We start from the raw sequence: 14630 nt of genomic DNA on the forward strand, positions 1-14630 counted from the left end.
TCGCCCGATTCGCTTGTTCGAACCGCGATGCGATCCGGGCCCGGCGCATCGTCGGGCGTCGGCGCGCGCGGCGCGAACGTGTTTCGCGTACAGCGTCACGAAACGACATGCGCAACGGCTAAACTGGTCCGATCCACGCGGGCGATCGGCGCCAGGGGCGTGGCCGACAAGGAGTGGCGATGCGGCGTTTCGAGTATGTGGAAGGCAGTTCGAGCAAGTTTTGGGAAGCCGAGCAGGACGGTAGCGATCTCAATATCCGCTGGGGCCGCATCGGCACCGCCGGACAGAGCCAGACCAAGGCCTTCGCCGACGCGAACAAGGCCGCCGCAGCGCTGATCAAGCTGATCGACGAGAAGACCGGCAAGGGCTACGTGGAGTCCGTCGCCGCCGCGGGCGCGAGCATCGGCAAGACCGCCGACAAACCCAAGGCCGACAAAGCCAAGGCCGAACCGGCGGCGGAGACGGTCGCGACACCCGCGACATCGCCTGCATCGCCGGACCCATCGGCGCCTCAAGCCGCGACCGCGCAGACCGCGGCGCCCCAATCCGCACCACTCGCCGCGTCGAACGCGGCCAGCGTCGCATCGGTCGCCATCGCGCCCGTCGCCGCATCCGACACGCCGCCGTGGCTCAACGACGGCGAACCGCTCGACATCGGTCCGGACCTGATCAAGGTCGCGCTGGCGACCCGGCGTCATCCCAAGCCGATCGCCGACACCGACCCGCTCAAGCTGTGGCTGGCCGCGCGCGAGATCCTGCTCGCCGGCAACCGGATCGAACTGAGCAAGACCGACCCGGCCTGGCAGGCGGCGCTGGCCGAAGCCGGCGAGCGCCTGCAATCGCGCCGGCCCGACGGCTCGGACGCGTCCACCGCCGCGCTGCTCGCGCTGACCATGGGCTATGGCGACCGCGACGCCGGCGTGCCGTTCGTGGGCTTCCTGGTCGCGCGCCATGGCTTGCTCAAGGCGGTCGAGCATCTGTTGGATGCGCAGCGCTCGCTGGTCGTCGGCACCGATTGGGATCGCGCGACCCAGAAGCACGAGCGTTTCCTCACCGCCGACCCCGACCGTCCGCTCGGCTCGAGCTGGCACGGCCCGCTCAGCGAGGGCGAACTCGCGTTTCGCGATCACCTCGCCGCCGCGCCGCAGGCCTTGTACGACGAGTGCGTGCGGCGGATCGTCGAGGTGCTGCCGCAACTGCATCCTGCGCGCCAGATCAGCATGGCGATGCTGCTGCCCGACCGGCCCGAACTGTCCAACGAACTGGCCCATCGCTACGGCGGCGCCGGCGCGCCGGCGCAGTTGCATTGGCTGCAGCTCAGCGCGACCGATCCGGCCGCGATCGCGATCGCGCGCAAGGTCAAGATCGACGGCTATACGCCGTTCTTCGGCCACCAGGACATGGTCGCCACGGTGTTGATCGAGCACGGCGTGGACGCGCTGGACCGGCTCGCGCCCGGCGCCGGCTACGATGCCGCCGGCGATGCGCTGGTCGCGATCGGCACACCCGACGCGATCGAAGCGCTGGCGGCCGCGGCGAGTCTTGGCAAGAACACGCTGGCGCGTCTGACCCGCGCGGTGAATCGCTGGCCGAGCGCGGCGATGGTCGGGCTGGCGCGGGCGATCGCCAACGGCGGCAAGGACGCGGTGTTGCTCGGCCCGAGCCTGACCGCGCTGTTGCGCGCGCGCGGCGATGAAGTGCCGGCGCTGCGGCCGTGGCTCAGTCCGGCCGCGGCGCAGACCATCGACAAACTGCTGGCCCAGCTCAGCGGCCCGGCCGAAACCGCCGCGCTCGAGGAATTGCCGCCGGTGCTCGCGGCGCCGCCGTGGCTCGGCACCCGGCCCAAGGTGTTGACCGTGACCGGCCTGGAGCCGTTGCCGCTGGCCGCGGTCGAGCATTGGACGCCGGCCGAACGCGAGGCCGCGGTGGACCTGGGTTCGTGGCGACGCGAGCGTTTCGAAAAGCTCGGCAACAGCGCCATGGCGATGACCACGCTGATCGGTTTCAACAACCGCGACATCAAGGACAAGTCGGTGTTCCAGGACGCGGCCAAGGCAATTCGCAATCGCGACAGCCAGGCCTTGATCGACGCGTGGCAACGCTACAAGACCATTCGCAAGAGCGCGGGCTGGAGTTGGGTGCCGATCGACGGCACCGAGCTCGGCCAACTGCCCGAGGAACTGGCGGTGCCGGTGTGGAACGGGCTGGCCGGCGAAGGCGACAGCGACTACGGCGTGGACTACATGCTCGCGCGCTTCGGCCTGGCGGCGCTGCCCGGGGTGAGCGCGGCGGTGCGGCGGCGCCCGAGCGAACATCTGCAAGTGGCGCTGCACGTGGGCTCGGTCGAGTTCGCGCCGCTGATGGCGCGCGCGTTCGCCAAGCTCAAGAGCGTGCGCGATGTCGGCCGCCGCTGGCTGCTGGCCAATCCCGAATACGCCGCGTGCGGTTTGATCGCGCCGGCGATCGGCAAGGCCGGCGAAGCGCGCGATTGCGCCGCCTCCGGCTTGCGCCTGCTCGACGAACAAGGTCACGGCGCGCTGCTGCGCGAGGTCGCCGCGCGCTATCAACGCGAGGACGTGAGCGCGGCGCTGGAAGCGATGCTGATCGAGAATCCGCTCGACCGTTACCCGAGCAAGCGCCCGCCCTTGCCGACGTTCTGGCAGCCGCGCGGCTGGCGCCGGCCGGTGCTGCGCAACGGCAAGGCGCTGCCGGACCAGGCGCTCGATCACGTGGGCACGATGTTCGCGTTTCCGAGCAACGAAGGCGTGTATCCGGGGATCGAACAACTGCGCGAGGCCTGCATCGGGCCATCGCTGGCCGATTTCGGCTGGGACGCGTTCGGCGCCTGGCTCTACGCCGGCGCGCCGTCCAAGGACGGTTGGGCGATGAACGTGCTGGCGTTGATCGGCAACGACGAGACCGCGCGCCGGCTCACGCCCTACATCCGCGCCTGGCCCGGCGAGGCCGCGCATGCGCGCGCGGTCGCCGGCCTCGACGTGCTCGCCGGCATCGGCAGCGACGTGGCCTTGATGTTGCTTAACGGCATCGCCCAGAAGGTCAAGTTCAAGGGCCTGCAGGACAAGGCGCGCGAGAAGATCGAAGAGATCGCGCAGGCGCGCGGGCTCAGCGCGGAAGAACTGGAAGATCGTCTGGCGCCCGACCTGGGCCTGGACGAACACGGCACGATGCTGCTGGATTTCGGCACGCGCCAGTTCCGGGTCGGTTTCGACGAAGCGCTCAAGCCGTATGTGCGCGACAGCGACGGCGCGCGTCTGGCCGATCTGCCCAAGCCGAAGAAGAGCGACGACGCGGAATTGTCGAAACAGGCCACCGAGCGTTTCAAGCTGCTCAAGAAGGACGTGCGCACCATCGCCAGCCAGCAGGTGCTGCGGCTGGAAGTGGCGATGTGCAGCCGGCGCCGCTGGACGGTGGAGGTGTTCGAGCAATTCCTCGCCGGCCATCCGCTGCTGCGCCATCTGGTCCAGCGTCTGGTCTGGGGCGTGTACGAGGCCGATGCCGACGACGCCGGTTACGGCGGTCGTCTGCTGACCTGTTTCCGCGTCGCCGAAGACGCGAGCTGCACCACCGCCGACGACGATGCGTATGAATTACCGCGCGGCGATACGGTGCGCATCGGCCTGCCGCATGCGCTGGAGTTGCCGCCGGCCGACGCGGCCGCGTTCGGCCAGTTGTTCGCCGATTACGAGCTGCTGCAGCCGTTCGCGCAGATGGGCCGCGACGTGCATGCGCTCGAACCGGCCGAACGCGAGCAGGACAAGCTGCTGCGCTGGAAGGGCGTGGTGGTGCCGACCGGGCGCGTGCTTGGCCTGGTCAACAAGGGCTGGCGGCGCGGCACCGCGCAGGACGGCGGCGGCATCTGGTACTTCAGCAAGCCGCTCGGCCGCGACTGGGTGATCGAGCTGACCCTCGACCCGGGCATCATCGTCGGCATGGTCGACGAATACCCGGAGCAGACCCTGCAGGAAGTGCAGATCGGCAAGCCGTCGAGCTGGGGCAACATGCAGACCGCCGAACGCTTGTCCGGGCTCGATCCGATCTCGGCCAGCGAGTTGATCCGCGATCTCGAAGCGCTGCGCGCCTGAGTTCTCAACTAACCCGGCAGCGCTGATCGACCTCGCCGCTTTCATGGAACACGACTGAACGACATGGCCAAGACTCCGACCGTTGCTCCCGCATCCGCGCCGTCGCATCTGCAACGCCCGCCGGCCGAACTGCTGCACGCCGACGAACTCGCGCGCCTGGCCGCGAACGACCGCGACCCGCGGCCGCCCGGCTGGGCGCTGAGCCTGAAGGCCGCGCGCACGTTCGTGCTCGGCGACGACGGCCTGGGCATCGAGCGCAAGATCGTCGCGCCGGTCGCGTCGATCGAACGCATGCTGGTGACCCTGGCCACTGGCCGCGGCCTGATGCTGGTCGGCGAGCCGGGCACGGCGAAATCGCTGCTGTCGGAACTGCTGGCGACCGCGATCAGCGGCGTGTCCACCCTGACCATCCAGGGCGGCGCGTCGATCACCGAAGATCAGATCAAGTATTCGTGGAACTACGCCTTGCTGATCAACGAAGGCCCGAGCCCGCGCGCGCTGGTGCCGGCGCCGTTGTACCAGGGCATGCGCGAGGGCCGGATCGTGCGTTTCGAGGAAATCACCCGCGCGCCGCAGGAAGTGCAGGACTGCCTGCTGGGCATGCTGTCGGACCGGGTCATGGCGGTGCCGGAACTGTCCGGCGAGGACGGCATGCTGTACGCGCGCGACGGCTTCAACATCATCGCCACCGCCAACACCCGCGACCGCGGCGTCAACGAGATGAGCGCCGCGCTCAAGCGCCGTTTCGATTTCGAGACGGTGTTTCCGATCCTGGATTTCGAACGCGAGCTGGCCCTGGTCGAACAGGCCTCGGCGCGGCTACTGGCGCGCAGCGGCATTCCCAGATCGGTGCCGACGCAGGTGCTGGAACTGCTGGTGGAAACCTTCCGCGACCTGCGCGGCAAGGACGCCGGCGCGGCCCGCAGCGACGGCGCGATGGACCGGCTCAACGCGGTGATGTCCACCGCCGAGGCGGTCAACGTCGCCCATGCGGTCGGCGTGCGCGCGTGGTTCCTGGAGCAGCGCGAAGGCTCGCCGGCCGATCTGGTCGACTGCATCGCCGGTACGGTGGTCAAGGACGATGCCGACGACCGCGCCAAGCTGCGGCGTTACTTCGAACAGAAAGTAGCCAAGAAGGGCGGCAGCCACTGGCGCGCCTATTACGAGGCGCGGCACCGCCTGCCGTGAGCGCGTCGGCGATGCCGTCCGCGCGCGCGCCGGTGGTGATCGGCGTGCGCCACCACAGCCCGGCCTGCGCCCGGCTGGTGGCCGCGCGCATCCGCGCCTTGCGTCCGCGCCACGTGCTGATCGAAGGCCCGGCCGATTTCAATCAACGCATCGACGAACTGCATCTGCCGCATCGTCTGCCGCTGGCGATCTACAGCTACCTGTCGCATGGTTCGCTGCATCGCGGCTCGTGGTCGCCGTTCGCCGAGCATTCGCCCGAATGGCAGGCGCTCAGCGTCGCCCGCGAAATCGGCGCGCAGGCGCGCTTCATCGATCTGCCGGCCTGGCACGAGGCCTTCGCCGAACTGCCCAACCGCTACGCCGACGAAGCCGATGCGCAGGCGCACGATCGCGCCGAAGCGTATGAGGACGACTTGTCGCGGCGACTGTCGATCGACGGCCGCGACGCGCTGTGGGACCACCTGTTCGAGGATGCGCCGCACGATCTCGACGGGCCCGACGAAGCCTTGGCGCAGCGGCTGCAGATGTACTTCGACCATCTGCGTCACGACGATCCCGGTTCGCCCGGCAACGCCGCGCGCGAAGAAATGATGGCGCGCTGGATCGCCTGGGCGATGGCGCGCGGGGACGGACCGGTGCTGGTGGTGTGCGGCGGTTATCACGCGCCTGCGCTAACCCGGTTGTGGCGCGAGGTCGATGTCGAAAGCTTCGGCCGCGACAGCGACGGATTGCGTTGCCCGGCCACGCCGGTGCCCGAAGTCGATTTCGCTGACGATACGCAGGATCAATCCGCATCCGAGCCTGCGCCGGCGCTGCGCTACGGTTCGTTCCTGGTGCCTTACGGTTTCAAGCGCCTGGACGCGTTCACCGGTTACGCGTCGGGCATGTCGTCGCCGGCGTTCTATCAATGGGTGTGGGAATCGGGCATGGCCCAGGCCGGCCTGCGCATGCTGCAACGCGTACTGGCGCGCTTGCGCGGCAAGCATCTGCCGGCCTCGACCGCGGATTTCGTCGCCGTGCATGCCCACGCGCAGGCTTTGGCGCGCCTGCGCGGGCATGCGCAGCCGCTGCGTTCGGACTGGCTCGACGCGATCGCCGGCGCGCTGGTCAAGGACGCGCTCGACGCGCCCTTGCCGTGGAGTTATCGCGGGCCGATTCGCGCCGGCACCGATCCGGTGCTGATGCAGGTCATGGACGTGATCGCCGGCGACGCGGTCGGAATGCTTGCGCCCGGCACGCCGCAGCCGCCGCTGCTGGCCTCGGTGCAGGCCGAACTCGGCGCGCACGGCCTGGCGTTCGACGGCGAACGCCGGCTGGACCTGCTCGACCGCGCCGATCGCGCCCGCAGCCGCGTGCTGCATCGTCTGTTGTTGTTGCAGATTCCGGGGATCGAGCGTCGCCAGGGCCCGCGGCTGTCGATGTCGGGCGAACGCCGCGAGCTGTGGCAGTTGCGCGCGCCGTTGGAACAGCAGGCGGCCTTGATCGAAGCCGGCGCGTACGGCGCGACCTTGCTCGATGCGGCGCGCGCGCGTCTGGAAGAACGCTTGCGCGCCGCGCAGGGACGGGTCGAGCCGCTGGCGCAAGCGTTGGATGCGGCCGCGTTCGCCGGATTGGCCGAAGTCAGCGACGGCTTGCTGCGCGATCTGCGCGCGGCGATCGCGGCCGAGCCGCGGCTGGAAGCGATCGGCTCGGCCCTGGCCTTGATCCATGCGCTGTGGCGGCATGGCGACCTGCTCGACATCAGCGGCGCGCCGGTATTGGCGGCCGCGATCGAAGCCGGCTTCGATCGCGCGCTGTGGTTGCTGGAGCCGGCCGCGAGCATCGCCGCGGCCGACGCCGGCCAGCATCTGCGCACTATCGCCGTGCTGCGCGACATCGTGCGCGACGCGCTGGCCGATGCCGATATCGACACCGATACGTCGCAGCCAGGCCCGCGGCTGGCGATCGAACCGGCGCGCGCGCTGGCGGTGCTGCGGCGCAAGGCGCTGGACCCGCAGGCCGATCCACTTGGACGCGGCGCCGCGCTGGGCGCCTTGTTCGATCTGCATGCCGGCCGCGGCGGGCAGGAACCCGACGACATCGCGCAGGCACTGCAACTGCTCGGCGCGCTCGCGCCGGCGCGGCTCGGCGATGCGCTGACCGGGCTGGTGTCGCTGGCGCGCGAACGGCTGACCCAGGAGCGCGCGTTCGTGAGCGGGCTCGACGCCCTGGTCGCCGCGCTCGACGACGCTGACTTCGTACTCGCGCTGCCGGCAATGCGCGGCGCGTTCGCCTGGCTGCCGCCGCGCGAGCGCGGCGAACTGGCGCACAGCGTGCTGCGGTTGCACGGCGCCGATCATCTGTCGCAGCGCGCGCTCACCGCCACGCTCGCCGCCGATCCGGCCCAGGTCGCCGCGGCCGCGCGGATCGAAGCGCAGGTGCTGCAACGTCTGCGCGAGTGGGGCCTGGACGCGGTCGCCGACGAGGAACCCGCGCGATGAGCCTGGACCTGCCCGATCCGCTGCAACGCTGGCGCCTGTTGCTGGGCGAAGCCGCCGACCCAAGCCTGGGCGCGCCGCAGGGCGAACTCGCCGCCGCCGACGCCGCATTGGAATGGCTGTACGGCCGCGATCCCGAGCGCGGCGAACGCGGCGAGCGCGGCGGCCTCGGCCCCTCGTCGCTGAGCGTGCCGGACTGGATCAACACCGTGCATTCGCTGTTTCCGCAGGAAGTGATCGAACGGCTGGAACGCGATGCGGTCGAGCGCTACGGCATCGACGAGATCGTCACCAGCCTGGACGTGCTCGAACGCATCGAGCCGTCCGAATCGCTGCTGCGCGCGGTGCTGCACACCAAGCACCTGATGAACCCGCAGGTGCTGGCGGCGGCGCGCAAGCTGGTCGCCGAAGTGGTGCGGCGGATCATGGAAAAGTTGCAGACCCAGGTGCGGCAATCGTTTTCCGGCACCCGCGATCGCCGTCGCCGCTCCTCGCAGCGGATCGCGCGCAATTTCGATTTCCGCCGCACCGTGCGCGAAAACCTGCACCGCTGGGACCCGCAACGTCGCCGCCTGTTCCTGGACAAACCGGTGTTCGTCAGCCGTAGCCGTCGCTACAGCGAACGCTGGGAGATCGTGCTGCTGATCGATCAGAGCGGTTCGATGGTCGATTCGGTGATCCACTCCGCGGTGATGGCCGCCTGCCTGTGGAACCTGCCGGGCATGAGTACGCGGTTGGTCGCGTTCGACACCGCGGTGGTCGATCTGACCGCGGACGTGGCCGATCCGGTCGAGCTGCTGATGAAAGTGCAGCTGGGCGGCGGCACCGATATCGCCAAGGCGGTGGCGTATGCGCAGTCGCGGATTTCCAATCCGGGACGCTCGATCGTGGTCTTGGTCAGCGATTTCTTCGAAGGCGGCAGCGAGTACGAACTGGTGCGCCGGGTCAAGGCGCTGGTCGAGTCCGGGGTCAAGGTGCTCGGCCTGGCCGCGCTCGATCCGCAGGCGCGGCCCGCGTTCGATCGCGACATGGCCGCGCGCCTGGTCGCCGCCGGCGCCCATGTCGGCGCGATGACGCCGGGCGAACTGGCGGCGTGGCTGGCCGAGAAGGTGCGCGCATGAGTCCGCGTCGTCCCGACCTGCTCGAGCTGAGCACCGATGCGCTGATCGCGCTGGCCAACGCCGGTTTCGTCAAGCGCGCGTTGAAGGAACTCGACGAGGGGCGGATGCCGCAGGTCGAGGAACTCGACGACGGCGCGGTGCGCGCGCATTACGACGACGGCCAGCACGCGACTTTGGCGGCGGGTCGGTCCTTGCGCGAGGCCGTGTGCAGTTGCCCGGCCAGCGGGCTGTGCCGGCATCGGGTGACGCTGGTGTTGGCGTATCAGCGCTGGGTGCGTGATGCGATGGGTGCCGGTGCGAGCGACGCAGCCGCATCCGATCCAGCCGCATCCGACGCGAACGATGCCGGTCGCGACGCACTGACCGATAACGCGCCGCAAGCCGACGCCGCGCCGCAGCGCTGGACTCCGGCCGAGTTCGACGACACCGCCATCGCCGCCGGTTTCCCCGCCGCAACCATCGACATCGCCACGCGGCTCGCCGCCGCGCGGCCGGTGATCGCGCTGCAGGCCGGGCTCGGCGACAACGCCCCGAACGCGCGCCTGCCAATGTGCTCGGTGCGGTTCTTTTCGCGCAGCAGCCTGCTGCACGCGCGTTGCGATTGCCGGCAGGGCAGCGGTTGCGAACACGTGGTGCTGGCGGTGTGGGCGTTCCGGCAATGGCAGGCGAGTCGCGACGAGGGCGCGCAGGCGACCGTCGAACTGGAGCCGCGTCAGCACGGCGAGCGCGCCGGCGTCGTCGGTTTCGACGCCGATGCGCAATCGCTGCGCGACGAACTCGGCCGGCTGTGCCTGCGCCTGTGGATGGACGGCTCCAGCCAATCGCCGCTGCTGCTGGAAGCGCCGTTCGAACGCCTGCGCCAGCGTTGCGCGCAACTGGGCTGGAGCTGGGTGCTGGCGTCGCTGCAACGCCTGCAGGATCTGCTGATCGCGCAGCACGCGCGTTCGACCCGCTTCGATCCCTTGCAGTTGCTCGATGCGGTCGCCGAATGCACCGCGCGCGTGGATGCCGCGCGTCGGGCCGGACGCGCGCAGGTCGAGGCCGGCATCGCGCCGCTGCCGGCGAGCCAGATTCTCGGGCTCGGGGTCAAGGGCGAAGTCGCGCTGGATCATCTGCGTCTGGTGTCGCTGGGCGCGCAGTGCTGGCAAGACCAGGAGGCCGAAGGCGTGCGGGTGCTGTTCGCTGACCCCGATACCCAGAGCGTGACCGTGCTGGAGCGGCAGTGGCCGCGCGCCGACACGGGTGCGAGTACGGCGACGGGCGCGGCGCCGACCGCGCTGATGGCGCGACGCATCGCCGGGCAGACGCTGCGTCAGTTCGCGAGCGGACAGGTGGTCACGCGCGGGGCGAAACGTCGCGCCAACGGTGTGATCGACATCGCCGCCGGCGCGCGACAGACCAATGTGCTGCCGCTCGCGCCGCAGTCGTGGGACCAACTGCGCGCGCCGTTGCGCCAGCCCGGCGCGCGCGAGTTGAGCGCACATCTGCGCCGCGCCTTGCCGGATTTCGTGCGCCCGCGGCAGGTGATCGAACATCTGCATGTGCTGCCGGTCGACGCGGTGCTCGACTGGGGCTGGGACGCGGCCGAACAGACTTTGCGCGCACGCCTGCGCAGCGGCGGCGAGGGCGGCGTGAGCGAGATCGATCCCGCCGATTGCCTGCAACTGGCCCTGCCGCATTCGGCCGCGGCGGTCGGCGCGGTCGATGTGCTGGCGCGGGCCTTGAGCGGGGAATGGGGCGCGCCGCGCGTGGTCGCCGGGCTCGCGCGTCTGCAGGCCGGGCATCTGCAAGTGCTGCCGCTGGCGTTGATCACCGAACAGCGCGCGTTGGTATTGCAGGCCGAATCGGCGCCGGCGCAAACCTTGCCGATGCAGACGTTCGATTACGCCGGCAGTGCGCTGGCGCATCAGGTCGAGCAGACCCGCCAGCAACTGGCGGCCTGGCTGCGGCAGGGGTTGCGTCATCAGAACGCGGCCGCGCGCGAACGCATGCGCGCGTTGGCGACTGCTCTGGAACACGCCGGCCTGCGCCGCATCGCCGCTCTGCTCGGCGACGCCGTCGACGCGGCAGGCGCGGTCGACCCGACGCGTTTGCCCGAACGGATGGCGCTGTTGGTGCTGGCGCTCGACGGCGTGTATCGCGATGCGGTCGAGTAGGCTTGAGGCGAGCCGGCTTGAAGCGAGCCGGTTCGAGCCGGGCCGACTCGAACCGAGTGAGTTGAACCGAATCGATTGAACCGAATCGATTGAAGCGAATCGGTCGACTCGAGCCGCCGGGTCGAGGCGGTTGAGCGAAGCGCGGGGCGCGCGTCGCCCCGTCCGCTTCGCGACCGCCCTCAGCCGTGCAGCTTCTTCGCCGTTTCGGCGACCTCGCGGCCCTGGTAGCGCGCCGCATCGAGTTCGTTCTGGGTCGGTTGACGCGAGCCGTCGCCGCCGGTGATCGTGGTCGTGCCGTAGGGCGAGCCGCCGGTCACTTCGTCCAGGCGCATCTGCCCGGCATAGCCGTAATTGAGCCCGACGATCACCATGCCGAAGTGCAGCAGGTTGGTGATGATCGAGAACAGCGTGGTTTCCTGGCCGCCGTGCTGGGTCGCGGTCGAGGTGAACGCGGCACCGACCTTGCCGTGCAGCGCGCCCTTGGCCCACAAGCCGCCGGCCTGATCGAGGAAGTTGGCCATCTGCGAGGTCATGCGGCCGAAGCGCGTGCCGGTGCCGATCACGATCGCGTCGTAGTGCTCCAGATCGGCGATCTGCGCGATCGGCGCGGCTTGGTCGAGCTTGTAATGCGACTTGCGCGCGACGTCCTCGGGCACCAGCTCGGGAACGCGCTTGATGTCGACCTGCGCGCCGGCTTCGCGCGCGCCTTCGGCCACGGCCTCGGCCATCTTTTCGCAGTGGCCGTAAGCGGAGTAGTACAGCACCAGGACCTTCGCCATCGTCTTATCCTCGCGGGTGGGTGAGCAGCGACACGAGTCGAGCCTAGGCCGGGCCGGTTTCAGGCGATGTGATGGGGTTTGTGTTCGTGCCGGTGCAATGACGGGCCGGTGTCGGCGCTGGAGAGGTCTGCGATCGCGGCCTGAATACGCCATCGTCCATGGCGCTTCTCATTTGATTTCTTTGCACGGACCGCCTGTCAGGTAAGAAACAAAGGTCCCGGCCTTCTCGTTTTCAAGCTGCCACGTCGCGGAGAACTCCTGCTTGATCGGGTCATGGATGAAGACGCCGCCGTCCCCATCGGTATTGGCGCAGAAGTACTGCGATGAGCAATCCTTGTAGAGCGTCTGTTTCGTCTTGTGGTCGCGCACGATCCACTTGCCGCGCACTTTGGACATCAGGTAGATCCGGGATTTTCCATCGGGCGGCTTCCCGGAGAAGCCCTCGGAGCCGACGACGGTCGCGTAGGCCGGTTCCGGGGTGCAAAGGTAGTCGTCGGCTGCGTTTGCGCTGAGGGGCGCCAGCAACATGCATCCGAGCAGGGTGATACGACGGTCCATGTGGCCTCTTGATGCGTTGCTATTTTCGGTGTTTATTTGCGCGCCGCTTTTTCCTCACGCCCGGCCCTGGCCATCTGCGGCTTTGTTGGAAAGGCTCGGCAAATGCGAGCCTTCGCCGATTCAAGTCCTGGCGCCGCGGATCACGCTGTTGATGACGCGCTTGTAGGCGTAGCTTGGGTTAGGCTCGCTAAAGCGACTCAGCTCGGTCTGGAACGCGATTTTTGCTCTCGCGTCAGCACCCGCACTAACGCCTGCACGGTATGGTAAAGCCCCAGTACCGCACCGGGTACCTCTTCGATTTGTGGTTCGTCTGTCATTTTGCGCTCCATTGGCTGGGTGCTTTCGTCAATGTGACGTGGCGATGATTTTCGCGTCCTGAAGCGTTCGCCGGTTGCAGGTCGGAGCAATGCCAGCGTCGGCCGTATCTTCGAACGCTGCGTGGACCCGGTACGGCTGCGGTGTATCGACGAGAGCGCCGACCGACATACTGTCGTGCGTTCGCAATACGTAGATCGTCGGCCCGACCTTTCGTGTTGAAGGTCCGATAAGCCGGCTGTAGACCCGTGCTCCGGCACGCCGCACTCAGCTCAACGACAAACAGGGCAATCGCCGGCCAAGAGCCGAACCGTCGGGAATGGCTCTGTGCAATGGTGTGTGATCGTGCGCAAGTTCCCGTCGGCGGCGGGTAAGGCCGGGCAACGCACCCGACAACTGAACCATGGAAATCGCGGGTTTTTCCGCGAGCTTATGCGCAGCTGCAAGATTCGATAAGGCCGTTCGGCGGGATTTACAGTCCCGATTGTTCGAAAAATCAGCAACGCCTGCATCGCCAAGGCCTGCGCGCATCGTCCTTCGTCCAGAACGATGCGAACAACGCGGCGCGGTTTATCGGCGCGTCGCCGTTTCCTAAAATAGCCCCATGCGCCGGCACGCGGCGCGCCTTCGACCTTCTGCGTTCTTCCTTCCCCCGACCCTCGTCCCGGCCCGGCGTTCGCACGGCCGCGGCGATCCCATCTGCGGAGTGTCCCGTGCTGTTGCCCATCATCCTGCTGTCGGCGGCCGGTTTCACCGTGCTGACGACCGAATTCATCCTCGTGGGCCTGCTGCCTTCGCTCGCGCGCGATCTCAACGTGAGCGTGTCGCAGGCCGGTCTGCTGGTGACCTTGTTCGCGTTCGCGGTCGCCGCCAGCGGTCCGTTTCTGACCGCGTATTTTTCCCGCTTCGAACGCAAGCGCTTGTTCATCGTGGTGCTGCTGTTGTTCGCCGCGTCCAACCTGATCGCGGCGATCGCGCCCAACCTGGGCGTGCTGGCGTTCGCGCGGGTGATTCCCGCGCTCGGCGTGCCGGTGTTCTGGGCGTTGGCCAGCGAAACCGCGGTCGACCTGGTCGGGCAGGAACGCGCCGGCCGCGCGATCTCGGTGATCTCGTTCGGAGTGATCTGCGCGACCGTGATCGGCGTGCCGACCGGAACCCTGATCGCCGACGCGTTCGGCTGGCGCGCGGCTTTCGTCGCATTGGCGATCGCGTCCTTGCTCAAGGCCACCTTGCTGTTCGTGTTCCTGCCCGACAGCCGCGCCGACAAGCCGCAGATGAAACTGCTGGAACAGTTCCAGGTGCTGCGCGACCCGCGCGTGAGCGGCCACGTGCTGCTGTCGATCCTGCTGTTCACCGGCATGTTCACCGCCTACACCTACCTGGCCGACCTGTTCGAGCGGCTGGCCGGGTTCGACGGCTCGGTGGTCGGCTGGGCGCTGATGGCGTTCGGCGCGGTCGGTTTGATCGGCAACACCCTGGGCGGCCGTATCGTCGACCGCAACCCGCTCGCCGCATCGCTGATCTTCAGCGTGCCGATGGCGCTGGGCCTGGTGCTGGTGGTGCCGGCAATCCATTCGCTGCCGCTGTTCGCGCTGACCCTGGCGCTGTGGGGCATCACCCAGGCCGCGCTGTTCCCGGTCAGCCATGTGCGGGTGATGAAATCGGCGCCGCAGGCACCGGCGTTCGCCGCGTCGCTGAACATTTCCGGCGCCAACCTCGGCATCGGCGTGGGCGCGATGGTCGGCGGCCGGGTCATCGACGCGATCGGCATCGGCGGGGTGGGCTATGTCGCCGCGGGCATCGTGGCGGCGTCGGTGTTGCTGGGATTCGTGCTGATGTCGGCCGGCGAGCGGCCCCAGGCCGAGGCGGCGTGAACGGCTGAATCCTGCGCTGGCGCCCAGTTCAGAAAAACGCCGCCGCTGTGCCCTAAACA

The 14630-nt window shown here is 68.8% G+C and carries 8 protein-coding genes; 6 read left to right on the top strand and 2 right to left on the bottom strand.

The features are described from left to right. Positions 1–179 precede the first annotated feature (179 nt). The 5 genes from KME82_RS05545 to KME82_RS05565 all read left to right on the top strand — a co-directional run bounded on the left by KME82_RS05545 (position 180) and on the right by KME82_RS05565 (position 11045). Positions 180–4103, top strand: a complete 3924-nt coding sequence (locus KME82_RS05545; RefSeq protein ID WP_215497640.1) for a DUF4132 domain-containing protein — start codon at positions 180–182, stop codon at positions 4101–4103. 63 nt (positions 4104–4166) lie between these two features. Further along, entirely contained in the window at positions 4167–5291 is a 1125-nt protein-coding gene (locus KME82_RS05550; protein WP_215497641.1) for an ATP-binding protein, read from the top strand. Positions 5292–5302: 11 nt separating this feature from the next. After that, the gene (locus KME82_RS05555) at positions 5303–7771 is read left to right on the top strand and encodes a DUF5682 family protein (protein ID WP_215497642.1); all 2469 of its coding nucleotides are present in this window, start codon (positions 5303–5305) and stop codon (positions 7769–7771) included. Beyond that, complete coding sequence (locus KME82_RS05560; RefSeq protein ID WP_215497643.1) at positions 7768–8889, top strand: VWA domain-containing protein; 1122 nt, start codon at positions 7768–7770, stop codon at positions 8887–8889. Before KME82_RS05555 ends, KME82_RS05560 begins: the two co-directional genes overlap by 4 nt. Then, positions 8886–11045, top strand: coding sequence for an SWIM zinc finger family protein (locus tag KME82_RS05565; protein ID WP_215497644.1), 2160 nt, complete (start codon positions 8886–8888; stop codon positions 11043–11045). The genes KME82_RS05560 and KME82_RS05565 overlap by 4 nt, the downstream gene beginning before the upstream one ends. A 179-nt stretch (positions 11046–11224) precedes the next feature. On the opposite strand, the gene wrbA is transcribed toward KME82_RS05565, so the two are convergent. After that, on the bottom strand, positions 11225–11824 hold the full coding sequence (gene wrbA / locus KME82_RS05570) for an NAD(P)H:quinone oxidoreductase (RefSeq protein WP_215497645.1): 600 nt from the start codon (positions 11822–11824) through the stop codon (positions 11225–11227). 168 nt (positions 11825–11992) lie between these two features. Further along, positions 11993–12382: a hypothetical protein gene (locus tag KME82_RS05575; RefSeq protein ID WP_215497646.1), complete on the bottom strand. Its 390-nt coding sequence runs from the start codon at positions 12380–12382 to the stop codon at positions 11993–11995. A 1028-nt stretch (positions 12383–13410) separates the two neighbouring features. Between KME82_RS05575 and KME82_RS05580 the strand changes: the two genes are divergently transcribed. Further along, positions 13411–14571, top strand: a complete 1161-nt coding sequence (locus tag KME82_RS05580) for an MFS transporter (RefSeq protein ID WP_252255635.1) — start codon at positions 13411–13413, stop codon at positions 14569–14571. Positions 14572–14630: the final 59 nt, after the last annotated feature.

Source organism: Lysobacter capsici, assembly GCF_018732085.1.
Classification (GTDB): Bacteria; Pseudomonadota; Gammaproteobacteria; order Xanthomonadales; family Xanthomonadaceae; genus Lysobacter; species Lysobacter capsici_A.

What these genes read in the sequence shown, in the direction of transcription:
- KME82_RS05545 (WP_215497640.1), top strand. Translation starts at nt 180, where the DNA reads ATGCGGCGTTTCGAGTATGTGGAAGGCAGTTCGAGCAAGTTTTGGGAA.
- KME82_RS05550 (WP_215497641.1), top strand. Translation starts at nt 4,167, where the DNA reads ATGGCCAAGACTCCGACCGTTGCTCCCGCATCCGCGCCGTCGCATCTG.
- KME82_RS05555 (WP_215497642.1), top strand. Translation starts at nt 5,303, where the DNA reads ATGCCGTCCGCGCGCGCGCCGGTGGTGATCGGCGTGCGCCACCACAGC.
- KME82_RS05560 (WP_215497643.1), top strand. Translation starts at nt 7,768, where the DNA reads ATGAGCCTGGACCTGCCCGATCCGCTGCAACGCTGGCGCCTGTTGCTG.
- KME82_RS05565 (WP_215497644.1), top strand. Translation starts at nt 8,886, where the DNA reads ATGAGTCCGCGTCGTCCCGACCTGCTCGAGCTGAGCACCGATGCGCTG.
- wrbA (WP_215497645.1), bottom strand. Translation starts at nt 11,824, where the DNA reads ATGGCGAAGGTCCTGGTGCTGTACTACTCCGCTTACGGCCACTGCGAA.
- KME82_RS05575 (WP_215497646.1), bottom strand. Translation starts at nt 12,382, where the DNA reads ATGGACCGTCGTATCACCCTGCTCGGATGCATGTTGCTGGCGCCCCTC.